This window comes from Halobaculum magnesiiphilum (assembly GCF_019823105.1).
Classification (GTDB): Archaea; Halobacteriota; Halobacteria; order Halobacteriales; family Haloferacaceae; genus Halobaculum; species Halobaculum magnesiiphilum.
In genome coordinates, this window is the sequence record NZ_CP081958.1 from 2,255,923 (window position 1) to 2,281,290 (window position 25,368).

Genomic DNA, 25,368 nt, shown 5'->3' on the forward strand with positions numbered 1-25,368 from the left:
TCGGACAGTGACCCAAATACTTATGTAGGGTGAATCGAACGTAGCAGATGTATGCAAGACGGTAGCAAGGGGTCAGATCCCTCGGATAGCCGCAGCACTAGGCGTCGTGCGTTCCTCAGCGCGGTCGGCGCGACGGGCGTGTCCGCGCTCGCCGGCTGCGCCGGAAGCGACTCGGGTTCAACCGACAGCGACAGTGACGGGGGCGGCGATGGTGGGTCCGACGGCGGCGGAGAGAGCACGCCGACGGCCGATCCCGGCGGCGCACAGGTCGGCGGCACGCTCCAGTGGGGCGGAGCCGTCCCCGTGCAGGGGCTCGACCCGCACATCGACACCTCGGCGGCGTCCAAGCGCGTCCTCGAGAACATCTACGAGGAGTTGGTGAAGCTCCAGGACGACTACTCGCTTGAACCGCACCTGGCGAAGTCTCTGGAGCAGACGGAGGACAACACGCTGCTGTCGATGGAACTGCGCGAGGGCGTCACCTTCCACGACGGCTCGGAGATGACCTCCGAGGACGTGCTGGCGACCTACGAGCGCGTCCAGAACGGCGACTTCCTTGCCACGGGCTTCTTCGAGAACGTCGAGGAGCTCCGGGCGCCCGACGACTATACCTTCGAGATCAAGCTGAACCGGCCGTTCGCGCCGTTCATCGCCAAGATGGCGACGGCCGAGCTCGCGATCATGCCGGCCGAGAACGCCGCGAAAGACCAGGTCGAGGAGCCGATCGGGACCGGTCCCTACCGGTTCGAGAGCCGGGAGGTCGAGACCTCGTTCACGATGAGTCGCTACGAGGACTACTGGGGCGCCAGCGACGAGGACGGCCCCTTCATCGACGAGATCGTCAAAAGCGAGATCCCCGACCCCAGCGTCCGCCTGCAGTCGTTCAACGCGGGCGAGTACGACTTCATCAACGGCATCGCGCCGCGGGACGCCGAGAGCGTCCGCAACAACTCCAACGTCCGCTTCGAGACGCAGTTCCCGAAGTCGCTCGTGTACCTCGGGCTGAACTGCGACCGCGAGCCCTTCGACAACAAGGACGCGCGGCTGGCGCTCGATTACGCCATCGACAAGGAGAAAGTCGCCGAGGCGGCCCTCTACGGCACCGGGCAGACGACCGCGTCGCCGGCGGCGCCCGGCAGCCCCTACGTCCACCCGGACCTCGGGCCGCGCGAGCGCGACCTCGACAAGGTCCAGGAGCACCTCGACGCCGCGGGCATGTCCGACGGCTACTCGGCCACGTTCAAGATCCCGCAGTCGTACCCGACGCAGGTGCAGGGCGCGGAGGTGATCGCCGCCGACGCCGCCGAGGCCGGCATCGACCTGGAGATCCAGCAGATCACGTGGAGCACGTGGCTCTCGGACGTCTACTCGAACCGCGACTTCCAGGCGACGACGAGTTCGTACCTCGCGCTGTGGTACCCGGACGTGTCGTTCTACAAGTTCCTCCACCCGAACGGGGCGTTCTTCTTCACCGGCTGGGAGAACGAGGAGTACAACTCCCTGGTCGAGGAGGCCCGCACGATCTACGACGAGGACGAGCGGGCGGACCTCTACCACGACGCGACCGAGATCCTGCAGGAGGAGCGCTCCGGGCACCTGTTGCTGTGGTGGCAGCCGAGCATCTACGCCGCCCAGCCCGAGTACAAGGGGCCGATGGGCGCGCCGGACGGGTCCACACTCCAGTTCCAGGACAACTGGCTCGACCGGTAACCCCTCTCATTCTTCTCATCGATGTACAACTACGTACTGCGCCGGATGGGATTCATGGCGGTGACGCTGTTTTTCGTCACGGTCATCGCGTTCGCCGTGACCAACATCCTGCCGGGAGACGTGGCCCTGCTCATCCTCGGGCCGAACGCGACGGAGGAATCGCTGGAGGCGCTCCGGACACAGATGGGACTCAACCGCCCGCTGTACGTCCGGTACCTCGACTGGGTCGTCGGACTGTTGCAGGGAGACATGGGGCAATCGCTCCGGTTCAGCGAGCCGGTCGCCGCGCTCGTCGCCGAGCGACTGCCGCGCTCGCTACTGTTGGCCGTGTCGGCCACGCTCGTCGCGGTCCTGCTGTCGATCCCGCTGGGCGTGTACGCCGCGGTGAACCAGAACGAGGCACCGGACATCTCGGCGTCGATGTTCGCGTTCGTCGGCATCTCGATGCCCATCTTCCTGTGGGGGCTGGTGTTCATCCTGCTGTTCGCGGTGGTGTTCAACTTCTTCCCGACCGGGGGGTACGTCCCGCCGAGCGAGGACCCGGTCGCGACGCTCTCACACCTCGTGTTGCCGGCCGGCGCGATGGGCTTCGCGCTCACCGCCTACATCATGCGCATGACTCGGTCGTCCATGATCGAGGTGCTCGGCGAGGAGTACATCAACCTCGCCCGGGCGAAGGGGATGAGCCAGCGCGTGATCGTGTTGCGACACGCGCTCAAGAACGCCGTCATCCCGGTGATCACGGTCATCGCGTTCCAGTTCAGCTACGCCTTCGGCGGGGTCGTCGTCCTCGAGGAGGTGTTCTTCTGGCCCGGCATCGGCCGGCTGACGCTGACCGCGATCCAGAGTCGCGACATCCCCCTGATCCAGGGGTGCATCATCGTCGTCGCACTGATATACATGTTCTCGAACTTCGCGGCCGACCTGCTGTACGCCTACTTCGACCCGCGTATCCGCTACGGGGGTGAGGAGTGATGGCGACCGAACAGAGCGACCGAGCGACCGGCCGGTTCGAACTCGACGACGCACAGCGCGAGCGGATCCGCCGGTTCGCCCGGAAGTTCCGAAACAACACGAAGGCGATGCTCGGGCTGACGATCGTCGTGTCGCTCGTGGTCGTCGCGATCTTCGCGCGACCGATCGCCGTCCAGGGGGTCACGATCCAGCCGTTCTCGCTGGCTCCGTACCCGGTCGCGGAGACGAACATCCCCGCCCGCACGCAGCCGCCGTCCCTGGCGCACCCGTTCGGGACCGACGACCTCGGCCGCGACATCTTCAGCCGCGTTGTCGTGGGGAGCCGGATCTCGCTGTACGTCGGCTTCGGCGCCATCTCGGTCGCGCTGGCCGTCGGCGCGGTCCTCGGCGTCATCGCCGGCTATGCCGGCGGACTGACCGACGAACTGGTGATGCGACTGATGGACGCCGCCATGGCGTTCCCGCCCGTGCTGCTCGCGCTCACGCTCCTCGTCGTGCTGGGGCCGGAGCTGAGCAACGTCATCATCGCGCTGGCGTTCGTGTACACGCCGTACATCGCCCGGGTCTCCCGGAGCGCGGCGCTGGCCGAACGCAGCGAGTCGTACGTGGAGGCGGCCGTCGCGAGGGGCGAGAGCAACTCGCGGATCGTCTTCAGCGAGGTGTTCCCCAACTGTACCGCCCCGATGCTGGTGCAGGGGTCGCTGAACGTCTCGTTCGCCATCCTGGCGGAAGCGAGCCTCTCGTTCCTCGGGCTCGGGGCACAGCCGCCCCGACCCTCGTGGGGACTCATGATCAACACGGGTCGCGGCTTCATGGAGACCGCGCCGTGGATGCTGCTGTTCCCGGCGCTGGCGATCGGTATCGCCGTCGTCGGGTTCAACATGCTCGGGGACGGGCTGCGCGACGTGCTCGACCCGAAGGTGGAGGCGATAGAATGAGCGCCGACACGCCGGACGCGACGGCGACCGACGCGACGGCGACTGACACGACGGCGACGGACGCGACGAGGGAACGCGACGCGACGGCCGCCGAGCGCGACGCCGACGCGCCGCTGCTCGACGTCCGCGACCTCCGGACGGTCTTCCGGACCGAGGACGGCGAGGTCGTCGCCACCGACGAGGTGTCGTTCACCCTCGACCACGGCGAGACGATGGGGCTCGTCGGCGAGTCGGGCGCGGGCAAGTCCGTGACCGCCCGCTCGCTCATGCGCCTCATCGACTCCCCCGGCGAGATCACCGGCGGCGAAGTGCTGTTCGACGGCGAGGACCTCCTCTCGTACTCCGAGCCGGAGATGCGCGACGTTCGGGGGAACCGGATCGCGATGATCCCGCAGGACCCGATGTCCTCGCTCAACCCCGTGATGACCGTCGGCGAGCAGATCGCCGAGACCATCCGCCGCCACCAGGGCGCCTCGAAGGACGAGGCGCACCGACGGGCGATCGAGGCGATGGACGACGTGGGGATCCCCGACGCCGCGGAGCGCGTCGACGACTACCCACACGAGTTCTCGGGCGGGATGCGCCAGCGCGTGCTGGTGGCGATCGGCTTCTCCTGTGAGCCCGACCTCATCATCGCCGACGAGCCGACGACGGCGCTCGACGTGACCACGCAGGCGAAGATCCTCGAACTCCTGAACGACATGCAGGAGCGCGAGGGGACGGCGGTGTTGATGATCACGCACAATCTCGGCGTCGTCGCACAGACCTGTGACCACGTCGGCGTGATGTACGCCGGGAACCTCGTCGAGACGGCGCCGCTCGAGGACCTGTTCGACCGCCCCCGCCACCCCTACACCAGGGCGCTCATCGACTCGATCCCGGAGGTCGACGCCTCCTACGACGAGTTACCGACGCTCGACGGGTCGATGCCCGACCTGGCGGACCTGCCCACGGGCTGTAACTTCGCGCCGCGGTGCCCCCACGCCACGGAGGACTGTCGCGCGGGCGGCGACCCGGCGCTCGACCGCGTTTCGGGGTCCTTCTCACAGGCGGCCTGCATTCACGCGGACGACTTGGACCTCTCGGAGAGCGCGGCGCCCGAAACCGAGGGCGGCCGCGACGAGGTCGACCGGAGCGGGGAGCCGCTGTTCGAGGTCAGCGGACTGAAGAAGCACTTCCCCGCCGGCGACGGCGCGTTCGGGAGCCTCTCGCTGACGCGCGGCGAGAGCGGGTTCCCGACGTTCGAGCGACGCTACGTGAAGGCGGTCGACGGGATCGACTTCGACGTCTACCCCGGCGAAACCGTCGGGCTCGTCGGCGAGTCCGGCTGCGGGAAGTCGACGGTCGCGCGCACCGCGCTTCGGCTCCTCGAACCCACGGCCGGCGAGGTGTACTTCGACGGGCAGCCGCTCCACGAGCTCGGCGACACCGAGGTCCGCAGCCTGCGCCGGGAGATGCAGATGATCTTCCAGGACCCCGGGAGCTCGCTGAACCCGCGAAAGACCGTCGGGCGGATCGTCGGCCGGGCGATGGAGAAACACGACATCGCTACCGGCGAGGAGAAGCGCCGCCGCGTCGGCGAACTGCTCGAACGGGTCGGCCTCTCCGCGGAGGCCGCCTCCAAGTACCCCCACGAGTTCTCCGGGGGCCAACAGCAGCGCGTCGCCATCGCGCACGCGCTGGCGGTCGAGCCGAAGCTCATCGTCTGTGACGAGCCGGTGTCGGCGCTCGACGTGAGCGTCCAGGCGCAGATCCTCAACCTCCTGAACGAGATCCAGGAGGAACGCGGGCTCGCGTACCTGTTCATCTCGCACAACATCGGCGTCGTCCGCCACAGCTGCGACCGCGTCGCGGTCATGTACCTCGGCGAGATCGCCGAGTTCGGAACCGTCGATCAGGTGTTCTCGGCGCCGTTCCACCCCTACACCGAGAGCCTCCTGTCGGCGGTCCCCGAGGCGGACCCGCGGCGCAGGCCCGACCGGATCCTGCTCGAGGGGAGCGTCCCCTCCCCGATCGATCCGCCGTCGGGCTGTCCGTTCCAGACGCGATGCCCGAAGAAGATCGGCGACGTCTGCGAGACGGACGTGCCGGACCTGGAGGACATGGGTGACGGACACCGCATCTCGTGTCACCTCTCGGTCGAGGAGATGAGCGAGCGCGACTCGTTCATCGGGACGCCATCGGTCGACGCGCCCGGCGCGGACTCGGACTGACCGTCCGGCCTCCGGACGGCGCTCCTCGTCGGCCTTCCTACGACGCTTCCTTCGGGACCAACGCCGCGCTCGACCGGTAGAGCGCGACGTCGACGAGTCCGAACAGCAGGCCAACGACCAGACCGACGACGGCCCCCGCGGCCGCGCCGATCGCGAGCAGGAAGACCGTCGCGGTGACGTCGACCATTCCGTGGACCACCACGTTCACGGCGGCGATGGCGAGCGCGATGCCCACCACGAACCCCATGCCGACGAGCGCGCCGCCGGCGGTCCCCCGGAGGATGAGCCGGCCGGTCCCTCCGGTCTCGCTGCGTCCGAGACCGCCCTTCGCGAACACCCACCGAGTCGACAGCCAGTTCAGCACCCAGAGGTAGCCGAACCCGGCCAGGCCGGGAACGGTTCCGAATCCCGGAAGGACGTCCGCGAGCGCCCCGGACAGGTGACCGAGGAGCACCAGCGGGAGGGCGAACGCCACGAGGTTGAACGTGGCGACGAGCCAGACCTCGGTGCCGTCGGCGGCGGCGTCCGGCCGGTCGACGTCGGTCGGCTCATCCATGGGCCAGCACCTCGGCGAGCACGACGACGGCCAGGAGCGAGACGGTGGTCGCCAGATAGCTCCCTTCGAGGATCGGTCCGAACTCGGGCTCCCGTCGGAGGTCGGTCCCCGCGGGCGCCCGCAGTACCAGACTCGTCCGGAGGAACGATCCGAGGACCACGCCGAGCACGACGAGCAGCTTCGTCGCCAGCAGCCCGCCCCACCGCGTCCCCGGGCCGGGCGCGCCGAGGGAACCGACGTTCCCGACGCCCGTCGCGAGCAGCAGCCCCAGGAGACCCCAGAAGGCGCACTCGACGTTGAGCAGTCTCGCTCGCGCCGGAGGAACGGCTGTTCGGAACGCGTACCAGGCGACCGCGCTCACGCCGACGAGCGCGACCATCGACAGGAGGTGAACCGTCCTGACAGCGAGGTGGAGGGCAGTGGACATCGGCGACTGATGGTCGCGGGAGTGACAAATAACCGTGGGTTCGGCCGCCCACCCCCGCGCGACTCGCCGTCGTCAGTACTTGATCCCGAACTCCAGTATCTCCTCGGGGTAGTCGCCCTTGAACGTCTCGTCGGTGCCGGCGCGGATCCGCTCGCGCGCCGAGCGCGCCTCGGTCAGCAGGTCGCGGAGATCGGCCACCGGAGTCTCTGAGTAGTCCACCCGGAGGTTGTGGTAGAACTCCGGCTCCGGCGCGGCGACGAGCAACGCCGCGCTCAATTCACCTCGCTCGTCGCCGCCGGCTGCCTCGCCCGCCTCGAGCGCCGAAACGAGTCGCTCGGCCACGTCGCCGTCGGCGGTCTCGTAGGCGGTCGCCGCCTCCTCCAGCACCTCCGGCCCGACGAGCATGTTTCCCGCGACGGTGAACTCGGAACCGACGCGGCTCCCGCACCACGGGACACAGGAGTCCCCGGTGAAGGCGAACTCGCTGTCCTCGCCGACGCCGTGGACCTGTCGGTAGGCGGCGTGTTCGTCCGCGTCGAGAAGCGCCTCTAGCGCCTCGTCCACCCGCTCGCCGTCATCGGCTCGGGCCACGCCGTCGCGGCCGTGTTCGGTTCTCGTGTACGACTGCGTGACGACCGCCGCGTGTTCGCTCACGTACGGACAGGTCGCGCCGACGGCGACCGTACCGGTCGTCACGGCCGCGCCGAACGCGTTCGCCTCCGGGTCACGGACGGCGATCGAAAACGTTCCGGGGTACTCGTGGCTGGTACTCATACTCGACCGTCGGGCGGCGCCCATATACGAATACCCTTCCCCGCCGGACGCCCGTCGGTCACGGACGGTCGTGACTCGCCTCGGGCGACCGAACTATCTGTTTCAAATACTATCTCGAAACATGATACCTTCGTTCCATCGTTAGCTCGGAGATCTGCGCTTGGCCGCACGGGTTCCCCGCCCTACTGTATGCGTTCGACGATGAAACGACCGATCACGGGAGTCGGCCCTTCGGACCATGAACTCGGCGTGTTTTCGACCCGCCCCCGAACTCATCGAGGATCGCGACAGCTCCGATATCCCCGGAACACGGGACGCGTTCCGGCGCGAACGGGACGTTGATCCCCGATTTCGTCCTCTCTGGCGTCGACGGCCTGCGGTCGGTCGAGTCCCTCTCACGGTGTGGAAGCGATCTCCAGTCCGAGCACACGGGAAGTCGAACCGCCGCCGGCAAAAATATAGATAAACAAATACTACTACTAATATACCAATATTCAAATGGTTTGTTATCGCCGTGTGGACGCGACGACCGGGCGGCTCATCGCGCCCACCAGGGATCGCCGACCTCGGTGATCCCCGACGGCGCCCGTGTACTGCAGACTGCGGCTCGCCCCCCGCCGTCGAACTGATTACAGAGATTGATTCTCTCGTGGTTGGCTATTTACGACGCGAGGAATCACCCGCCACATGGCTTCACTGATGACCGATCCGACACGACGGACGACGGGGCGACCGTGAGCGACGACGCGTCGGCCACGGTGTTGCTCGTCGACGACGAGGCGGCGTTGGTCTCGTTGTACGAGGCGTACCTCGGCGACCGGTACGAGGTCGAGACGGCGACCGACGGGGAGGAGGCGTTGTCCGTCGCCGACGACTCGGTGGACGTGGCGCTGCTCGACCGACGGATGCCCGGGATGAACGGCGAGGAGGTGCTCCGGGAGCTGCGCGCGGCGGAGATCGACTGTCGCGTCGCGATGCTCACGGCGGTCGAGCCGACGGTCGACATCGTCGACATGCCGTTCGACGACTACCGCGTCAAGCCGGTCGACGAGTCCGAGCTGATCGGGCTCGTCGACGTGTTGATCGAGCGGGCCTCGTACGACGAGCGCAGCCAGGAGTTCTTCGCGCTCGCGTCGAAGAAGGCGGCCCTGGAGATCGCCGGCGAGACCTCGACGGACGCGTACGCGACGCTGTGTGACGACATCGAGGCGGTCCGGTCGGAACTCGACGACCACCTCGACGCGGTCGGCGCGGAGGCGGCGTTCTCCGACGTCGCGTGAGCCGCGGGGAGAGTTCCACCGATCCGACGAACCTGTCGCGAATCCTTCTCTCGCCCTCCGGTCACGGCTGCGGTGATCCGGTCCGAATGTGTCGAGGACGCGCAACGACAGTCACCACGATCCGGGAACCGTCCACGGCAGCCAACTCGTTCGCTCCCGTCGGTCTTCACATGTACGACCGGATCCTCGTTCCCACGGACGGGAGCACGGCCGTCGAGGGCGCCATCGAGCGGGCCATCGACCTCGCCGAGACGTACGACGCGACGCTGCACGCGCTCGCGGTCGTCGAGCCCGTCTACACCGTCAACGAGGGACTCGGGTCGATCTACGAAACCCTCGAGGCCGGCGCCCGGGAGTCGACCGATGAGGTCGCCGAGCGCGCGGCGGCGGCGGACGTGACGGCGGTCACCGCGTTGCGGACCGGCGTCCCCCACCGCGAGATCCTCGACTACGTCGACGACGAGGAGATCGACCTCGTCGTCATGGGCACCCACGGCCGCACCGGGCTGGACCGATATCTCCTCGGCAGCGTCACCGAGAAGGTCGTCCGCCTCTCGGACGTGCCGGTGCTCACGGTCCGCCACCGCGAGGACGAGGGGTGACGACCCCCGACTCGGGTCCCTCCGGCGATCTCGCCCGAGCAATTATACCGACGTAGCCCCTGGTACGGAAGATGACAGCCCACGACGGAGTACGGGACGCGCTCTCGCGGGGCGCGTCCGGCGGTCGCGCCCGTAGTGCTCTCGCTACACCGCTCGCCACACCGGGGGCGTGGTAGCCCGTGGCGGGACGGACGGTGTACTTCACCGGTCCCCGGGAGGTGACGGTGCGGGAGACGGACGTGCCGGACCCGGGGTCGGGAGAGCTCGTCGTCGAGGCCACGGCGTCGGCGATCAGCCCCGGGACGGAGCTGTTGTTGTACCGCGGCGAGATGAACCCGGAGACGGCCGTCGACGAGACGCTCCCGTCGCTGTCGGGGTCGCTCTCGTACCCGTTCCCGTACGGCTACTCGACCGTCGGGACGGTGACCGGGGTCGGGCCCGGGGTCGACCCGGGGTGGCACGGCGAGACGGTGCTGGCCTTCCACCCGCACGCCAGCGAGTTCGTCGTCGATGTCGACGCGGTGAGCCGCGTTCCAGACGGGATCTCGCCCGAGCGGGCCGTGTTCCTCCCGAACGTCGAGACGGCGGTGACCCTGGCGCTCGACGGCGAGCCGGCGATCGGCGAGCGCGCGGTCGTGTTCGGGCAGGGCGTCATCGGGCTGCTCACCACGGCGCTGTTGTCGTCGTTCCCGCTCTCGGAGCTGGTGACCGTCGAGACGCTCGCGAGCCGACGCGAGCTCTCCGCGGCGATGGGTGCCGACCGGAGCGTCGACCCCGAGGTCGTCGACCCGGAGTCCCTGTTCGCCGGCGGTTCGGGAGGCGACCGGGCGGTCGACGGGTCCCCGGGTCAGGACCCGGACCCGGGGTCCACCCCCGCCCCCGCCTCCGCTCCCGCCTCGGCGTCGCCGTCGACGCCGGCGGGCGACCGCGACGAGTCGCGCTCGCCGGACCGGGCGGACCTGACGTACGAGCTGTCGGGCAACCCCGCGGCGCTCGACGACGCCGTCGACGCGACCGGGTACGACGGCCGCGTCGTCGTCGGGTCGTGGTACGGAACCAAGCCCGCCGAGCTGTCGCTGGACGGCCGGTTCCACCGCAGCCGGATCGACATCCGCGCCAGCCAGGTGAGCACGCTCGCGCCCGAGCGACGCGGCCGGTGGACCGTCGGGCGCCGCCTCGCGACCGCGTGGCGCCGGCTGCGCGACATCGACACCGACCGGCTCGTCACCCACCGGATCCCGGTCGCGGAGGCGCCCGACGCGTACGACCTTCTCGACCGCCGACCCGAGGAGGCGGTGCAGGTGCTCCTGACGTACTGACGCGGGCGCCCCGGTTCGTCGCCGACGTGGACGCCTCGGTCCGCCGTCGACCACGCGACCGGCGACGATCGACGGCCGACAGCCGACCGGCGGCCACGGCTCCGTCGAAATCCCTTAGCCCGGGGGCGCGCTAGCGGACCACATCGTGGACAGACGGACGTTGGTCACCGCGGCGTTGGCCCTCCTGGCGGTGCTCGCGCTTGGCGTCGCCGCCGCGACGCTCGACTCGGCGACGACGACCGCGAGCGACGGCTTCGGGGCGGGCTCCGCAACGGACGAGTCCGGCATCGGCGCCGAGGACGAGGGCGCCGCCGACCTCGGCGGCGACGGGCCGTCCGGGGAGGCGAGCCTCAGTGTGAGCATCTGCGTCGAGTTCCTCACCAGACCGGGCGTACAGATCGCCTTACTCGCGGGCGTCGGGCTGTTCCTCGCGGCGATGTACCGGACGAACCGCTCGTGGCTCCTCAGCGGCATGTTCGTCTCGGCGGCGCTGTTCCCGCTGGGCGTGCTGTACCTGGGGCTGATCTCCTGCGGGTCGGAGCCGACCGATATCGCCGTCGGCGCCGCCCAGTCGGCCGTCGAGAACGCCTCGCTACTCCCCTCCGGCGGCGGGTCCGCGGGCGCGAACGCCGCCGGCGAGGCGCTCTCGGCGCCGACGGCCATCGTCGGGCTGCTGTTGGTCGTCGCGATCCTCGGGAGCGTCCTCCTGCTGTTCGTCTCCACCGGCGACGACGACGACGAACTCGCCGACGAACCCCCGGAGCCGCCGGGCCCCGAGCGCCGGCGCGAGGTCGGCGCCCGCGCGGGCGAGGCGGCCGACCGATTGGAGTCCGACGCCGACCTGGAGAACGAGGTGTACCGCGCGTGGCGCGAGATGACGGGCGCGCTGGCGGTCGAGAACCCCCGGTCGACGACGCCCGCGGAGTTCGCGGCCGCGGCCGTCGACGCCGGGATGGCCCGCGAGGACGTGACCGCGCTCACGGACCTGTTCGAGGCCGTTCGCTACGGCGACGAACCGGCGACCCCCGAGCGCGAGCGCGAGGCCGTCGCCGCGTTGCGCCGGATCGAGGAGGCGTACGCCGACGGCGACCTCCCGGGCGACGACGCCGGCGGCGACACGAGTCCCGACGGCCGACACGGCGGGGGTGGCCGGCGGTGAGAGCCGTCGCCGCCCTCGGCGTCGCCGCGGTCGCGTTCGGCTTCGTGGTCGTCGTCCAGCGCGGGCTCGCGGGGCTGTTCGACCTGACGTACGTGTTCGTCACCGGCGCGGGCGTGCTCGCGCTCGTGCAGGGGATCCGGTACGCGAACGAGGCCCGCACGGTCGAGCACCGCGCCACCGAGACGGGCGATCCCGAGGACCGCTACGAGGTGCCCGTCCCCGGCGACGACGACGACGAACTGATCTCCCGTGGGGGGTTCTCCCGCGCCAGCATCAAGCGCCGCCGGGAGTTCCACCATCACCTCCGTGAGGTCGCCGAGGAGACGCTTCGCGCCCGCGGCGACTACGCGGACGGCGAGGTCGCCGACGCCGTCGACGACGGCACCTGGACGGACGACCCGGTCGCCGCGTGGTTCCTCGGAACGGACATCTCCCCGCCACCGAGAGCGCGCCTGCGGCGGCTGCTCGGCGCGGACGCGGAGTTCCGCTACGGCGTCGTCCACACCGTCGACGCGCTCTCGGCCGCCGGCGCCGAGGGCGGCGCCCTCGATACGCTCTCGGGGGTGGATCGGTGAGCGAACGCGTCTCTCGGGACCGGGGATCGGCCGACGGGTCCACCGGCGCGAACGGCCGCAACGCCGACCCGCTCGGCCGGATCCGCCCGCGCGGCGTCGTACCGACGGGGCGGTGGACGGGGATGGCCGCGCTGGCGCTCCTCCCCGTCGGGCTCGGCGTCCTGCTGCGACATCCGCCGCTCCTGTTGGTCGGCGCCCTTGGCGTCGCCTTCGCCGCGTACGCCCGCGGCGATTCCGCGCCGGACATCGACGTGACGATCGAGCGCGACCTCTCGGATCCGACCCCCGACCCGGGCGAGGAGGTGACCGTCACGCTGCGCGTCCGCAACGAGGGCGACGGCGTGCTCCCGGACCTCCGGCTGGTCGACGGCGTGCCGGCGGCGCTGGCGACGGACGCCCCCGCGCGGCTCGGTACCGCGCTGCGACCCGGGCGGACGGCGACGGTCAGCTACCGCGTGACGGCGATCCGGGGCGTCCACGAGTGGGACCCGGTCCACGTGCTCGCGCGCAATCCCAGCGGCTCGCGCGAGCGCGACGCCCGGCTGGACGCCGGGGGCGCGACGACGCTCCGGTGTACGCCGGAGCTGGAGGCGTCGGCGTCGCTGCCCCTCCGTGGGCTTACGACCGTCTACTCGGGGCGCGTGCCCACGGACGTGGGCGGGTCCGGGATCGAGTTCCACTCCACGCGGGAGTACCGCCACGGCGACCCCGCCAAGCGAGTGAACTGGGCCCGGTACGCCCGCAGCGGCGAGCTCTCGACGCTGGAGTTCCGCGAGGAGCGCGCGGCGACGGTCGTCGTCTGCATCGACGCCCGCGAGGAGGCGTACCTCGCGCCGGACGCGGAGTCGCCCAACGCCGTCGAGCGGAGCGTCGAGGCGGCCTCGCAGGCGGTGCCCGCGCTGCTGGACAGCGGCGACCGCGTCGGCGTCGCCGCGTTCGGCCCCGGCGACTGCCGGCTCGACCCCGGCGTCGGCGACGACCACGCCGCCCGCGCCCGCGAGCTGCTGGCGACCCACCCCGCGCTGGCGCCGACGCCGACCGACGAGCGCTTCCTCCCGACGACGTGGGTGCGTCGCTTCCGACGGTGGCTCCCCGCGGACGCGCAGGTGTTGTTCTGCACGCCCCTGCCCGACGACTACGCCGCGACGGTCGCCCGCCGGCTCGACGCCTACGGCCACGCGGTCACGGTGATCTCCCCGGACTCGACGGCCGACGACACGCCGGGCCACCGCCTCGCCGGCATCGAGCGGGCGAATCGGCTCTCGCGGCTCCGCTCGGCCGGCATCCGCGTGATCGACTGGGGAGAGGAGTCGCTGGCGACCGAGTTGGAGCGCGCGGCCGCGCGGTGGTCGCGATGACGGTCACGCGCAAGCCGCCCCGGCTGGGCGTCGCGCTCGCGGCGCTGGCGTCGGCCCTCGGCGCGGCGGCGCTCGGGCTCACGTCGCCCCCGGCTGGCGGTCTCGGCGCGGCCGGCGTCGCGCTCGTCGCCGTCGGCACGCTCGTCGGATCGCGGCGCGTGCTGGGTGCCGGCGCGGCGGCGCTCGCGACGGGCGTCCTGCTGGCCGGCGGGGTCTCGGGGGCCGGGCCGGGAACGCTGCTCGTCGGCGGCCTCGCGGCGGCGCTGTCATGGGATCTGGGCGAGCACGCGCTCGGGCTCGGGGAACAACTGGGTCGCGAGACGGACGTGACCAGAAACGTCGCGACCCACGCGGCCGGCTCGGTCGCCGTCGGCGCCGTCGCCGCCGCGGTGTCGTTCGGCGTCTACGTCGCCGCCGCGGGCGGACAGCCGGTCGTCGCGCTCGTGTTCCTGCTGGTCGGGGCGATCGCGTTGGTGAGCGCGGTTCGGTGAGAACCGACCGGTCCCCGACTACTCCGCGGGCTCCGTCCCGGTTTCGGCGTCGCGAACGGTCGGCACCTCGACGCGGTCGAGCACGGCTCGGAGCACGTCGGTCTTCGCCACGTCGTCGACCTTCGCGTCCGGCGTGAGCACCAGTCGGTGCGCGAGCACCGGCGTCGCGACGCGCTTCACGTCGTCGGGCGTGACGTACTCGCGGCCCGCGAGCGTCGCCGCCGCCCGAGCCGTCTCGAACAGCCGTTGGGTGCCCCGAGGGGACACCCCGACCTCGACGCGTCGGTCCCCCCGGGTGGCGCGCGTCACGGCGGCCATGTACTCCAGCAGGTCGTCGTGGACGCGGACGGACTCGGGGGCCTCGCGGGCCCCCAGCACCCGCCCTTCGTCGAGCACCGGATCGACGCTCGGGTCCTGTTCGCCGCGGCCGGCGCGGCGGCGCAGGAGCTCGATCTCCCCGTCGAGATCCGGGTAGCCCATCGACGTTTTCACCGTGAACCGGTCGAGTTGCGCCTCCGGCAGCGGGAAGTTCCCCGACTGCTCGACGGGGTTCTGGGTCGCGATGAGGAAGAACGGCTCCGGGAGCTCGTAGGTCGTGCCGTCGACGGTCACCTGCTCTTCCTCCATCGCCTCCAGCAGCGCCGCCTGCGTCTTCGGCGGCGCGCGGTTGATCTCGTCGGCGAGGACGACGTTCGCGAAGATCGGCCCCTCCGAGAACTCGAACTCCGCGGTGCCCTCGTCGTAGACGGTGGTGCCGGTCACGTCCGAGGGGAGGAGATCCGGGGTGAACTGCACGCGCGAGAACGACAGCCCCAGCGCCGTCGCCATCGACCGCGCGGTGAGCGTCTTGCCCGTGCCGGGCACGTCCTCGATGAGCACGTGCCCGCGGGAGAGCAGGCCCAGGAGGATGTCCTCGAAGAAGGCGTCGTCGGCGACGATCGCGGCGCGGAGGGTGTCGAGCACGTCCTCGCAGGCCGCGCTCGCGTCGGGAACGTCCATGTTCGGTTGGGGTGTTCGACCGGCAAGAAGCCTCGGGGTTCGGTGAGGCGTGGCACACGGTCGATCGAACCGAAACGGTTTACAGGCTGACCGCCCGACGTGAAGGTGAGCCGAGGTAGCCTAGCCTGGCCAAGGCGGCAGATTCGAAATCTGCTGTCCATTCGGACTCGGGAGTTCAAATCTCTCCCTCGGCGCTTCTACGAGACGCACCGTGACGAGCGACGAGCAATGCGTGGCCGAGCGGAGTGAGGCCACGACGCGAACGGCGAACGGAGTGAGCCGTGAGCGGAGCGAGTCGCGAGGAACCGCGCCGACGTGAACGGTTTTGCGGAGAGATTTGAGCAGGGAGTGAAGCGAGCGGACGCGAGCGGAACGACCGGGTTCAAATCTCTCCCTCGGCGCTTTTCGCGCGAACAAGACTGCGAGAGTCCTCCGTGGCTCTCGCACCCGTGAGCGCGAAACGACTTCCGGAGGGATTTGAACACGGAAGTCGCAGCGCCGAGCGAACGAAGTGAGCGACCGACCGTCTCGGCGAAGTTCAAACCTCGCTCCTGGTGGAATTCCGACGATACAGGCCGTGAGCGTAGCGACAACGCCGATCCGAGCCGATCCCGTCCGGAAGACGAAACTCACACTATACACTGTTATTCGCGATATAGAATCAATCTCGGTCGCCCTGAGTTGACCGTCGCCCCGGCGCCTGTCGAGTCCAAGCGTTCCGGCGGCACCACTGGGCGGCAGCTCTGCGAGAAAACGGGGGAAGCCGGTCGCGCCGATTCAGGCGTCCTCGACGGCCGCCAGCAACTCCCCGTAGTCGGGTTCGTTCGTGGGGTCGTCGGCGACCCAGTCGTAGGCGACCCGTCCGTCGTCGTCGAGAACGAACACGGCGCGGTTGGCGACGTCGTACAGCCCGAGATCTGGGATGTCCATCGAGAGGTCGTACGCCTCGATGGCGTCACCGGCCATGTCGCTGACGAGGTCGAACTCGAGATCGTACTCGTCGGCGAACGCGCCCTGTGAGAACGCCGAGTCGGCGCTCACGCCGAACAGCGTCGCGTCGGCGGCCGCGAGGTCGGCGTGGTGCTCCCGCAGGGCGACCATCTCGTTGGAGCACGGCGGCGTGAACGCGCCGGGGAAGAACGCGAGCACGACCGGCCCCTCGCCGAGGTGGTCGTCGAGGTCGAACGACTCGTGGTCGCTACCCTTGTACGTCGCGGTGAACGTCGGCGCGGCGTCTCCTTGCGACACCATGACGACGGATCGTATCACCGCGTGGATAGTAAATCCTCCTCGGTTGTGTACCGCACGACGCCGACGGGCGCGTCACTCCCCGCCGTCGGCGTACGCGTCGAGCCTTCCCGGGTCGCCGTCGTCGCCGCCGCGGAGGCGTCGCCGTCGCTTGTCGTAGGCCCCGTCGAGGTCGAGCAGTTGGCGCTGTCGGGAGACGAGGTACCCGTCGACCTCGCTGTTGTCGGCGGGGTGGGCGGCGTGGATCCACACCGGGCGGTCGGCGCCCGTCGAGAGCCCGTCGGCCCACGCCTCCGCGGCGCCGCGGTCGCCGAACTCCCGGCGGGTGCCGTCCCGCAGCACCGCGTGGCCGACCGCCGCGTTCGCCTTGCGCGCGGACGGCTTCACCTCGACCAGGTAGCTCACGCCCCCGCATAGTACGGCATCCGATAAATACGTCCGGAGTTCCGACGGCGTCGCGGCCGCGGTTTCCACATCCCCGGCGGTTCGCCCGACCGCGTCACAGCAAGTGCGAGAAGTTCCACAGCCCGATCAGCCCGAACCACGTCGCGCAGCCGAGATACACCGCCGCGCGGAGCCCGGGCACGTACCAGTCGGGGGTCTCGCCGCCGACGAGGCGGTCGATGAGGACGCCCGACTCGGCGAGGAGGCCGACGATCACCATCGTGATCACGGTGAGCAGCGCCATCCCCCCGACGGGACCGAGCCACGCCATCAGCGCCCGCGAGAGCGGCACCGACTCGCGCACGGAGTCCGAAAGGTGGAGCACCACCACCGTCGAGACGGCGTCCAGGCCCTTCCCGACGAGCAGCGCACCCGCCAGCGTCGCTCGGCGCATGACCGACGCTTGGGCGTGATCTGTCATAACGGTATACGGTATCCGCGTCGGCGACGTGGGGGGCCGGCTATTCGACGACCTCGACGATGTCCCCGGGCTCCACGTCCTCCGCGGCGCCGGCCGGCAGCTCGATGATCGTGTCCGCGGTGCCCCAGCCGAGCCCGACCCACGGCCGGAGGCGCTTCGCCTTCGTCACCTCGCCGTCGACGAGCCAGAGCGCGTCGATGGCGAACGGGACGAACAGCATGTGGAGGCTCCGCGAGTCGGCCTCCTCGAACGGGAACACGAGCGCGTAGTCGTCGGGAACCGACCGACGGAACATCAGCCCGCGCGCCTGCGACCCGAACGAATCGGCCACGTCGACGTCCGTCGCGAGGACGTGCTCGCGCGGCGCCGACGGCGCCTCGTTCTCCGGGTCGATGGCCGCGGACCGGTGGATCACTCGCACGGGGCGTGGTGGACGGGCCGGGGGTATGAACGTATCCGTTCGCGCGATCGCGCTCGCGACGCGCGCAACCTGCACGCCGCTCTCGTCGTGTCGTCGCCCTGTCGTGGATCGTGATCCATCCATATATCTACCGAGATCGAACGAATACATGCGATTTTCCCGAACAGCGATTACACACAAAAACCGTACGACGGCGAGACGAAACGGAACTCTACCGACGCCGAACGACCGCGGGGCTTATTATCGTGTGCATCGTTACCATGATCCATGCGTCCGGACCCATACCACACCGGGACGGTGCGCGTCTTCGAGTGCCGGACGTGCTCGGCGCGCATCGAGGCGGAGCACAGCCCGAGCGCCTGTCCAGAGTGCGGCGGCGACCTGCAGGACATCAGCGTCCCGCGGGAGTGATCCTGCGGGAGTGATCGTTTTTACCCGAGCGCGACGCGAGTTCCCGTATGGAGCGGACGCCAGACGGGACGCCGGTCGGCGTCGACGACCCCTACGAGTTCGCCGGCCGGTGTGACCACCTGACGGGCGACGGTCGCTGTCGCTTCGCGCTCGAACGCGCCGGCGACGACCGCGAGTTCGCGGCCGAGCGGCGCCGCGTCGACTATGCCTGCGTCGCCGCCGACGAGGACGCCGACTGGCGCGACTGCCCGCACTACCGGTCGACGACCGACGCGAAGGCGTGCGCGCGGTGTGGGCTGGAGGAGGTCCGGATCGCCCACGACGACCGCCGCCCACTCGTCGAGGAGCACCACCTCTCGTACGGGGCGGGCGCGGCGGAGGGAGGACGCGCGGATGGACCGGAGCGATCGCCGGACAGCGAGTCGAATCGGAGCCTGTCCCACGAGATCACGGTGGGGTTGTGCCGGTGGTGTCACACGAAGGTGCACAAGTCGTTCGCCCGCGTCGACGACGACGCGAGTCCCGACCCGGAGGCGGTCGCCGAACGCGAGAGCCGCCGCGGCGACGAACTCGGCGAACTGGGCTTCTCGTCCGCCAGCGAACGCTACGGCGACGACCGCCGGGGCGACGAGTGACGCGGACGCGACGACGAGCAGCGCAGGTCGCGACGGCGACGGCTGAGGTACGCATATCCGTGCATCGCTCGGTGAGAAGCGGGCCGCTTTTCACCACGTCCGCGCAATCCACCGTATGAGCGAGCCGCGCATCGTGGTCATCGACAACCACGGACAGTTCACACACCTCGAGGGCCGGGCGCTTCGCGACGTGGGCGTCGACACCGAGATCCTCGACAACGACACCGACCCCGACGACATCGGCGCCGACGGGATCGTCCTCTCGGGCGGCCCGAGCATCGACCGCGTCGGCCGCTGTTCCGACTACCTCGACCTGGGCGTGCCCGTGCTCGGCATCTGTCTGGGCCTGCAGTTCATCGCCGAGGAACTTGACGGCCGCGTCGAGCCCGGCGACTACGGCGGCTACGCCGACGTCGACGTACGGATCCGCGACGACGACGACCCGCTGGTCGGGTCGCTGGCGCCCGAGACGCGCACGTGGGCCAGCCACGCCGACGAGGTCGTCGAGGCGCCCGACGGGTTCGCCGTCACCGCCGACAGCGACGTGTGCGGCGTCGAGGCGATGTCCGACACCGACCGCGACCTGTACGGCGTCCAGTGGCACCCCGAGGTGAGCCACACCGAGCGGGGACAGGAGGTCTTCGAGAACTTCGCCGAGATCTGTCGGTAGTCGCCCTCGGTTTCTCCGATCGGCGGTTCCCTCTTGTGGTTTCGAGCTGGATCGGTTCCGCTCCGAGAAGTCACTGCTGTGAGCCTGTCCGAGCGATTCAGGTCGAACACGTACCCGCCGGCGTCCGGTCCTTCCGTTCGTCCCTCGGTAGCGGGACGCACGACGAGTACGCCTCATTTTTACGTCCCGCACGCGTTCGCCACCGTCAACGCGTATGACTGCGACCCAGAGCAACCTCGCCGGCCTCTCGCGGTTCATCTTCCGCGCGCCGTCGTGGTACACGTCGGTCGCGTTCGCCCTCCTGTTGGCGGCCGTCGCGGGCGTCGGCGCCTTCGAGCGCCCGGAGACGTCCGTCGTCTGGCGCGGCGTGCTGTTCGTCGGTCGCGACGCCTGGGAGGGCGTGTTCTTCATCGGCATCCCGACGGTCGTCGCCGGGCTCGGCACCGCGTGGGTCGACCGGCTCGTCGGCGGGAAGCTCACGCCGAACCGCTCGTCCCTGCTCGCGCTGGTGTGTGAGGTCGTCATCGTCGCCTTCCTCGCGGTGGGGGGGCTCGTGGCGTACCTGACCCCGCTGTCCCAGCGGTTCGTCTTCGACGTGCTCGTCGTCGCGTTGGCGTCGGTGTTCGCCATCCGCCTGCTCGTGATCATGGCGGTCTCGCGGTCGTCGCTCCCGGTCGCGGCGGTGCCCGCGAGCATCCAGACGCTGACCGCCGCGGTCCTGCTGTTCGTCTACAGCGGCACGCTCCGCCTCCTCGAGGTCGGCGGGCCGCTGCTCGACACGTTCCTCATGCCGTACCTCTCGCGGCCCCAGGAGGCGCCGCCGGCGCTGTCGGCGATCAGCCCGGACCACTTCCTCGTGCTCGGGCTCACCTGCGCGCTGTATGCGGGCGCGGTGTGGACCTTCCTCTACGTCGTCGACCGCCCATGGCGCAACACGCTCGGCGTCTCGGTGCTCGACTTCCTCCAGGGGTTCATCGGTCACGTCGCCGAGGGGTCCCGCGAGTTGGAGGACTTCTTCGAGCAGCTGGGCGAGGAGGCGGTCGTCCCCGTGACGGTCCTCTCGCTGCGGACGCCCGACGGCGAGGAGAAGGCCCGCTGGGTGCTCCCGATGATCCACCCCGGGCCGATGGGCGAGATCGGCGGCGGCAACCTCCCCGTCCGCATCGCCGCCGCGACCGACGGCGTCGCGTTCCCGCCGCACGCGACCGCCGGACACGACTTCAACCTCGTCACCGAACGCGAGGTCGACACCGTCGTCGAGGCGGCCGACCGCGCGTACGACCGGCTCACCTACTCCCCGGAGGCGACCGAGAGCGTCCGCGCGACCGCCGGCGAGGCGTCGATCCTGGGGCAGGGGTTCGACGACGACGCCCTGCTCGTGTCGACGTTCGCACCCGGCTTCGCCGACGACGTGGAGTACGCCGTCGGGCTGTCGACGGCCGCCGAGGCGCGCACCGAGGGGCTGGACGACGTGCTGCTCGTCGACGCCCACAACTCCAACAACGGCCTCGACGGCCCGGACCTGGGCCACGTCACCCCCGGGTCGACGCGCTCGTTCGACATGATACAGGCGGCCCGCCGTGTCGGCGAGCGCCTCGCGGTCGCGCCCCGTGGCGACCTCTCGGCGGGCGTCGCCTGGGAGCGCACGGACTGGGTCCCCGAGGAGGGGATCGGCCCGCTCGGCGTCCGCGCGATGGTGACGGAGGTCGACGGCGGCGCCGAGGCCGCCAACGCCGACCCGCAGACGACCGCGTACGTGCTCGTCGACGGCAACAACATGGAGCCCGGACTGCGCGGACACCTCGTCGACGCCGTCGTCGACGCCGTCGACGCCGACGAGGCGGAGGTGATGACGACCGACACGCACATCGTCAACACCGTCGAGGCGGACAACCAGGTCGGCGCGGCCATCGACCGCGACGCGCTCACGGACGTGGTCGTCGACGTGGCCCGGCAGGCGGCCGCCGACGCCGAACCCGTCGAGTCCGGCATGGCGACCGAACACGCGGAGGTGACGGTGTTCGGTAACGACCGCACCGAGTCGCTCGCGAGCCACGCCAACGCCGCCGTCTCGATGGGCGGCGCCCTCGCGGCGGCGGTCATCCTCGCGTCGCTGGCGATCTCGGTGCTGCTGTTCTTCGTGACGGGCGCGTAACCGGAGGGCGCTCGCTCTCGACTATCCCACGCCAGAATCGGCTCGCCCGTCAGTCGCGCAGCGTCTCGACGACCGAGCCGATCTCGTTGGTCTGCTCCTCGACGGCGGCGGCGATTTCGTCGGCCTCGGCGGCGATCTCGTCGGCGTCCCCGGCGGCGTCCTCGACCATCGCGGACACCTCCTCGGCGGAGGCCGCTTGTTCGTCGGTCGCGCGAGCGACCTCGCTGACCCCCGCGGACGCCTCCGAGACGGTGTCGGCGATCTCCCCGAGGTGGTCCATCGCCTCGGCGGTCTGGGACACGCCCTCGTCGATGCGCTCGTTGCTCCCCTCGATCTCGTCGACGACCTCGTTCATCTCGGCTTTGATCTCGTCGACGGTCTCCTCGACGGCCTCGGCCTCCTCCTGTGAGTCCTCGGCGAGGTTCTTCACCTCGTTGGCGACGACGGCGAAGCCGTCGCCCTCGGCGCCGGCGCGGGCGGCCTCGATGTTGGCGTTGAGCGCCAGCAGGTTCGTCTGCTCGGCGATGTCGTCGATCACGTCCACGAACTCGTCGATGTCCTCGATCCGGCTGCCGATCCGCTCGATCCCCTCGGTCATCGACTCGGCCGCGTCGGCGACCGCGCGGATCGCGTTCATCGCCTCCTCGGCGGACTCCTCGCCCCGTTCGGCGGCCGCTTCGGCGTCGTCGGCCGCCGCGGCGACCTGCTCGGCCGAGGAGGCGACCTCCTCGATGGCCGCCGAGAGGTTCGTCATCTCGTCGCTCACGGTCCGCATGTCCTCGGACTGCTCGTCGGCCAGTCCGGCGATCTCCGTCGTCGACACCGCGACCTGCTGGGAGGCGGCCTGCAGCCCGGTGAGCGCGTCGGCTGCGTCCTCGTTCATCTCCTCGGCGTCCGCGTCGATCGCGTCGTCGATGTCGACCTCGATGTCGCCCACGTCGTCTGACTCGGTGGTTGCCATATCCGCGTATCCTCTCAAAAACGGATAATATCCCGCATCAAATTATCACGACACGGAATTATTACAACCAATGATCCCTGACCCGTGGCTACAGGCGCTTCGATCCGGCCCGATCACGGGTCACGATCGGCCGGGAACCAGTCGGCGGCGTCGCGATAGCGCCCGCCGATGTCGGCGACGGCGCCGTCGACCGCCCCGTCGCAGCCGACGTGCGTAAGCTCCGAGACTTTGCCCCCCAGCGCGCCGGCGACGCGCTCGAACGCCCGCCGGTCAGGCTTGCGCCACCCGCAGGCGACGCTCGTCACGACGGCGTTGAAGTCGTTGCGCGCGAGGTCCGACCGCACGAGCACGCGGCCGACCAGCTCGGGCACCGCGCAGTTCGCGAGCAGCCCGACCGGTCCGTCCTCGCGCGCGCGTTCGACCGCGTCGACCGCCCCCGTGCGGGTTCGGACCGCCGGGTCGAAGGCGGCGACGACGGCCCGTCGGGCGGCGTTGCCGGGGGCGTCGACGCCGCGGGACGCGAGCGCCCGGCTCACGTGCGCCGGGAGCGGAACCTCCGCGCCCGCGGGGGCGTCGACGTGGGTCTCGCCGTAGGCGTCGGCCCAGTCGTCGGGGACATCGACGCCGCGGGCTCGCAATTCGTCGCCGACGGCCGCCGCCGGGTCCGACGGGAGGTCGGCCTCGACGAGCGTGTCGAACAGCGCGAACGAGACGGCGGTCACGACCGCCTCTCGACCCCGAGCCGCCAAGAACGCTCCGACGGAGTCCGCCGATTCCACGGCTCCGGTCGGCGGTCCAGATCGCGGCGATCTGCGGATTTCATATCGCGATATACAATACACAGCTGAATCGCGCCCATCGGTGGGGGCGGTCTCCGAGGACTCTCAGAGGCTGCAGGGCCGGTTTGCGCTGTTGGCGCCGCAGGCGACGTACGGGGAGAAAACCGGGTCGAACCGTTCGACCCGCGGACGCGTCACCCGGAACTCGGCATCACCAGATCCGAGACGGACACGTCGGGGCCGTCCGGTTCCGGCAGCGGGAGGTACGATTCCAGTCTCCGGTACTCGTAGGCGAGCGCGGGCACGACCATCAGTCCGACCGTCCCGGCGACGGCGACGTAATCGCCGTACTGGAGGTTCACCGACGCGATGGCGAGCCACGCCGCGGTCCACGCGAGTACTGTGCTGGCTATCACGACTTCGACCACCACGGTCACGGCGCTCGGGAGTCGGTCCCCGAGGGTCGACCGTGCCTCGGCAGTCGATGGCAGTGGCACGTCCGGACGGCGCTGTGTGCGGGCCGACGGAAAAGCGTGGGGCGCGCTTTCGACGCTGAAAGCGCCCCGGAAAAAGGTCGATCCGCGGGGTTACCGGATGACGTTCGACTCCAGGTCCCGCGGGAAGTACGTCAGCCATTCGGTGCCGTTCTCGGTGATGGCGATGGTGTCGGAGTGCCGGTAGCCGTACTCGTCGGTGTAGATCCCGGGTTCGATGGTGTAGATCTGTCCGGGCGCCATCACCTCGTCGCCCTCTTCGACGTACTCGTAGTCGTCCCAGCCGCGGTCGATGTACGGCGGCTCGTGGCCCCCGAGGCCGATGTTGTGGCCGACGTGGTGCTGGGCGGTGTCCTCGATCCCCTGTTCGAGGAAGTAGTCGCGGACGACCTCGTCGACGCCGGCGATCGACTGCCCGGGACCGAGCGCGTCGATGGCGATAGTTTGAGCCTCGAGCATCAGCTCGAAGTAGTGGACCTGCTCGTCGGAGGGCTCCCCGACGAACATTGTGCGTTCCAACTCGGAGTGGTAGCCGTCGACGTTCGCGGACGCGCCCGTGATCAACACGTCCCCCTCCGAGATCCGTTCGTTGGGGGTGTGGCCGTGCGGAAGGGCGGTCTCGCTGCCGGAGATGTAGCCGGCGTGGACGGGTCCGGACCCTCGCGTGCGCACGGCGTATCGATCGCCGAGCGTGTCGAGCATCGCCCGGGAGGCCTCGGTCGTGGCCTTCTGGCTCACCGTCACGGGGTGGGCGCCGACCTCGGTGTAGTCGGCGAGATAGCGGTGGGCGAGGTTCGCCCACTTCGCGGACTCGCGCACCAGATCCACCTCGGCGTCGGTCTTCTCCCAGCGCATGCGGTCGACCCACGACTGGCTCTCGACCTCGACGAACTCCGAGAGAGCGGGGCCCTCGTACCCCATCACGCCGGGCGCGCCGTCGGCGTCGGAGACGACCGATTCGGCGCCCATCCCCTCCAGCATCGCCGCCGCGGTCTCGATCGGCTTCCCCTGCGGGTAGTCGAAGTAGTGGTGGACCGCGTCGATCCGGGGGTTCGGCTCCACGCGCTCGACCTCAAGCCGTGGGACGGTGATCTCCATGCCGTCCCGCGTGACCGCGAGGACGACCGGGCGCTCGGTCTGGATGTGATGGAACCCCGAGAGGTACTCGATGCTCGTCGCGTCGAGGAACGTCGCCGCGTCGGCAGCGGTGTCCGCGAGCCGCCCGCGGACCTCCGCGAGCCGCGCGTCGAACTCCGATTCGGGGAGTTTCGTCGCCATGGCAGCCGAATTCGCCGCTCGCGGGATAAGCGTCCGGGAAGCGGCGCGGGGTGCTGCTGTGTTCGCCGGTCGGCG

Annotated in this window: 27 protein-coding genes and 1 tRNA gene; 16 read left to right on the forward strand and 12 right to left on the reverse strand. The window is 70.2% G+C overall.

The features are described from left to right. The first annotated feature begins 51 nt into the window (after positions 1 to 51). From K6T50_RS11460 to K6T50_RS11475, 4 genes are read left to right on the forward strand one after another with little or no spacing between them, the layout of a single operon-like run. Positions 52 to 1,710: an ABC transporter substrate-binding protein gene (locus K6T50_RS11460; protein ID WP_222606724.1), complete on the forward strand. Its 1,659-nt coding sequence runs from the start codon at positions 52 to 54 to the stop codon at positions 1,708 to 1,710. A 21-nt stretch (positions 1,711 to 1,731) separates the two neighbouring features. Then, positions 1,732 to 2,685 (forward strand): ABC transporter permease, encoded by a 954-nt coding sequence (locus tag K6T50_RS11465; protein WP_222606725.1) that lies wholly within the window; start codon positions 1,732 to 1,734, stop codon positions 2,683 to 2,685. Beyond that, a complete protein-coding gene (locus K6T50_RS11470) occupies positions 2,685 to 3,623 on the forward strand; it encodes an ABC transporter permease (protein WP_222606726.1) in 939 nt (312 codons plus the stop codon). The genes K6T50_RS11465 and K6T50_RS11470 overlap by 1 nt, the downstream gene beginning before the upstream one ends. Then, complete coding sequence (locus tag K6T50_RS11475) at positions 3,620 to 5,836, forward strand: dipeptide ABC transporter ATP-binding protein (protein WP_222606727.1); 2,217 nt, start codon at positions 3,620 to 3,622, stop codon at positions 5,834 to 5,836. The genes K6T50_RS11470 and K6T50_RS11475 overlap by 4 nt, the downstream gene beginning before the upstream one ends. A gap of 37 nt (positions 5,837 to 5,873) precedes the next feature. On the opposite strand, the gene K6T50_RS11480 is transcribed toward K6T50_RS11475, so the two are convergent. The 3 genes from K6T50_RS11480 to K6T50_RS11490 all read right to left on the reverse strand — a co-directional run bounded on the left by K6T50_RS11480 (position 5,874) and on the right by K6T50_RS11490 (position 7,593). Continuing rightward, positions 5,874 to 6,392, reverse strand: coding sequence for a DUF7965 family protein (locus tag K6T50_RS11480; RefSeq protein WP_222606728.1), 519 nt, complete (start codon positions 6,390 to 6,392; stop codon positions 5,874 to 5,876). Beyond that, entirely contained in the window at positions 6,385 to 6,819 is a 435-nt protein-coding gene (locus K6T50_RS11485; RefSeq protein ID WP_222606729.1) for a hypothetical protein, read from the reverse strand. The genes K6T50_RS11480 and K6T50_RS11485 overlap by 8 nt, the downstream gene beginning before the upstream one ends. A 72-nt stretch (positions 6,820 to 6,891) precedes the next feature. Next, the gene (locus tag K6T50_RS11490) at positions 6,892 to 7,593 is read right to left on the reverse strand and encodes a DUF1028 domain-containing protein (RefSeq protein ID WP_222606730.1); all 702 of its coding nucleotides are present in this window, start codon (positions 7,591 to 7,593) and stop codon (positions 6,892 to 6,894) included. A gap of 734 nt (positions 7,594 to 8,327) precedes the next feature. Here K6T50_RS11490 and K6T50_RS11495 point away from each other — a divergent pair. The 7 genes from K6T50_RS11495 (at position 8,328) to K6T50_RS11525 (ending at position 14,377) form a co-directional block, all read left to right on the forward strand. Further along, complete coding sequence (locus tag K6T50_RS11495) at positions 8,328 to 8,873, forward strand: response regulator (RefSeq protein ID WP_222606731.1); 546 nt, start codon at positions 8,328 to 8,330, stop codon at positions 8,871 to 8,873. Positions 8,874 to 9,043: 170 nt separating this feature from the next. Further along, entirely contained in the window at positions 9,044 to 9,475 is a 432-nt protein-coding gene (locus K6T50_RS11500; protein ID WP_222606732.1) for a universal stress protein, read from the forward strand. 179 nt (positions 9,476 to 9,654) lie between these two features. Further along, positions 9,655 to 10,794, forward strand: coding sequence for a zinc-dependent alcohol dehydrogenase (locus K6T50_RS11505; RefSeq protein WP_222606733.1), 1,140 nt, complete (start codon positions 9,655 to 9,657; stop codon positions 10,792 to 10,794). Positions 10,795 to 10,939: 145 nt separating this feature from the next. Beyond that, on the forward strand, positions 10,940 to 11,953 hold the full coding sequence (locus tag K6T50_RS11510) for a DUF4129 domain-containing protein (RefSeq protein ID WP_222606734.1): 1,014 nt from the start codon (positions 10,940 to 10,942) through the stop codon (positions 11,951 to 11,953). Continuing rightward, positions 11,950 to 12,528, forward strand: coding sequence for a DUF7269 family protein (locus K6T50_RS11515; protein WP_222606735.1), 579 nt, complete (start codon positions 11,950 to 11,952; stop codon positions 12,526 to 12,528). The genes K6T50_RS11510 and K6T50_RS11515 overlap by 4 nt, the downstream gene beginning before the upstream one ends. Continuing rightward, complete coding sequence (locus K6T50_RS11520; protein ID WP_425601384.1) at positions 12,525 to 13,886, forward strand: DUF58 domain-containing protein; 1,362 nt, start codon at positions 12,525 to 12,527, stop codon at positions 13,884 to 13,886. Before K6T50_RS11515 ends, K6T50_RS11520 begins: the two co-directional genes overlap by 4 nt. Next, a complete protein-coding gene (locus K6T50_RS11525; RefSeq protein WP_222606736.1) occupies positions 13,883 to 14,377 on the forward strand; it encodes a DUF7519 family protein in 495 nt (164 codons plus the stop codon). Before K6T50_RS11520 ends, K6T50_RS11525 begins: the two co-directional genes overlap by 4 nt. Positions 14,378 to 14,395: 18 nt before the next feature. On the opposite strand, the gene K6T50_RS11530 is transcribed toward K6T50_RS11525, so the two are convergent. Further along, positions 14,396 to 15,376, reverse strand: a complete 981-nt coding sequence (locus tag K6T50_RS11530; RefSeq protein WP_222606737.1) for an AAA family ATPase — start codon at positions 15,374 to 15,376, stop codon at positions 14,396 to 14,398. Positions 15,377 to 15,485: 109 nt separating this feature from the next. Between K6T50_RS11530 and K6T50_RS11535 the strand changes: the two genes are divergently transcribed. After that, a tRNA-Ser gene (locus K6T50_RS11535) sits at positions 15,486 to 15,570 on the forward strand. Between the two features lie 583 nt (positions 15,571 to 16,153). Here K6T50_RS11535 and K6T50_RS11540 read toward each other — a convergent pair. The 4 genes from K6T50_RS11540 to K6T50_RS11555 all read right to left on the reverse strand — a co-directional run bounded on the left by K6T50_RS11540 (position 16,154) and on the right by K6T50_RS11555 (position 17,910). Then, entirely contained in the window at positions 16,154 to 16,627 is a 474-nt protein-coding gene (locus K6T50_RS11540) for a redoxin domain-containing protein (RefSeq protein WP_222606738.1), read from the reverse strand. Positions 16,628 to 16,699: 72 nt separating this feature from the next. Continuing rightward, a complete protein-coding gene (locus K6T50_RS11545) occupies positions 16,700 to 17,029 on the reverse strand; it encodes a DUF8081 domain-containing protein (protein WP_222606739.1) in 330 nt (109 codons plus the stop codon). Positions 17,030 to 17,123: 94 nt separating this feature from the next. Next, positions 17,124 to 17,462, reverse strand: coding sequence for a hypothetical protein (locus K6T50_RS11550; RefSeq protein WP_222606740.1), 339 nt, complete (start codon positions 17,460 to 17,462; stop codon positions 17,124 to 17,126). A 67-nt stretch (positions 17,463 to 17,529) separates the two neighbouring features. Then, complete coding sequence (locus K6T50_RS11555) at positions 17,530 to 17,910, reverse strand: DUF192 domain-containing protein (protein WP_425601385.1); 381 nt, start codon at positions 17,908 to 17,910, stop codon at positions 17,530 to 17,532. A 267-nt stretch (positions 17,911 to 18,177) separates the two neighbouring features. Between K6T50_RS11555 and K6T50_RS11560 the strand changes: the two genes are divergently transcribed. The 4 genes from K6T50_RS11560 to K6T50_RS11575 all read left to right on the forward strand — a co-directional run bounded on the left by K6T50_RS11560 (position 18,178) and on the right by K6T50_RS11575 (position 21,781). Continuing rightward, entirely contained in the window at positions 18,178 to 18,321 is a 144-nt protein-coding gene (locus tag K6T50_RS11560; RefSeq protein ID WP_222606742.1) for a rubrerythrin-like domain-containing protein, read from the forward strand. 47 nt (positions 18,322 to 18,368) lie between these two features. Continuing rightward, on the forward strand, positions 18,369 to 18,956 hold the full coding sequence (locus K6T50_RS11565; RefSeq protein ID WP_222606743.1) for a DUF7097 family protein: 588 nt from the start codon (positions 18,369 to 18,371) through the stop codon (positions 18,954 to 18,956). Positions 18,957 to 19,071: 115 nt separating this feature from the next. Then, positions 19,072 to 19,626 (forward strand): GMP synthase subunit A, encoded by a 555-nt coding sequence (locus K6T50_RS11570; RefSeq protein ID WP_222606744.1) that lies wholly within the window; start codon positions 19,072 to 19,074, stop codon positions 19,624 to 19,626. 214 nt (positions 19,627 to 19,840) lie between these two features. Beyond that, positions 19,841 to 21,781: a DUF2070 family protein gene (locus tag K6T50_RS11575; protein WP_222606745.1), complete on the forward strand. Its 1,941-nt coding sequence runs from the start codon at positions 19,841 to 19,843 to the stop codon at positions 21,779 to 21,781. Positions 21,782 to 21,830: 49 nt separating this feature from the next. On the opposite strand, the gene K6T50_RS11580 is transcribed toward K6T50_RS11575, so the two are convergent. The 4 genes from K6T50_RS11580 to K6T50_RS11595 all read right to left on the reverse strand — a co-directional run bounded on the left by K6T50_RS11580 (position 21,831) and on the right by K6T50_RS11595 (position 25,293). Continuing rightward, positions 21,831 to 22,742 carry a methyl-accepting chemotaxis protein gene (locus tag K6T50_RS11580; protein ID WP_222606746.1) on the reverse strand — a complete coding sequence of 304 codons (912 nt, stop codon included), beginning with the start codon at positions 22,740 to 22,742 and terminating at the stop codon, positions 21,831 to 21,833. A 113-nt stretch (positions 22,743 to 22,855) separates the two neighbouring features. Beyond that, positions 22,856 to 23,464: an HAD family hydrolase gene (locus K6T50_RS11585; protein WP_222606747.1), complete on the reverse strand. Its 609-nt coding sequence runs from the start codon at positions 23,462 to 23,464 to the stop codon at positions 22,856 to 22,858. Between the two features lie 251 nt (positions 23,465 to 23,715). Further along, positions 23,716 to 24,018 (reverse strand): hypothetical protein, encoded by a 303-nt coding sequence (locus tag K6T50_RS11590; protein WP_222606748.1) that lies wholly within the window; start codon positions 24,016 to 24,018, stop codon positions 23,716 to 23,718. A gap of 90 nt (positions 24,019 to 24,108) precedes the next feature. Then, positions 24,109 to 25,293, reverse strand: coding sequence for a M24 family metallopeptidase (locus tag K6T50_RS11595; protein WP_222606749.1), 1,185 nt, complete (start codon positions 25,291 to 25,293; stop codon positions 24,109 to 24,111). Positions 25,294 to 25,368: the final 75 nt, after the last annotated feature.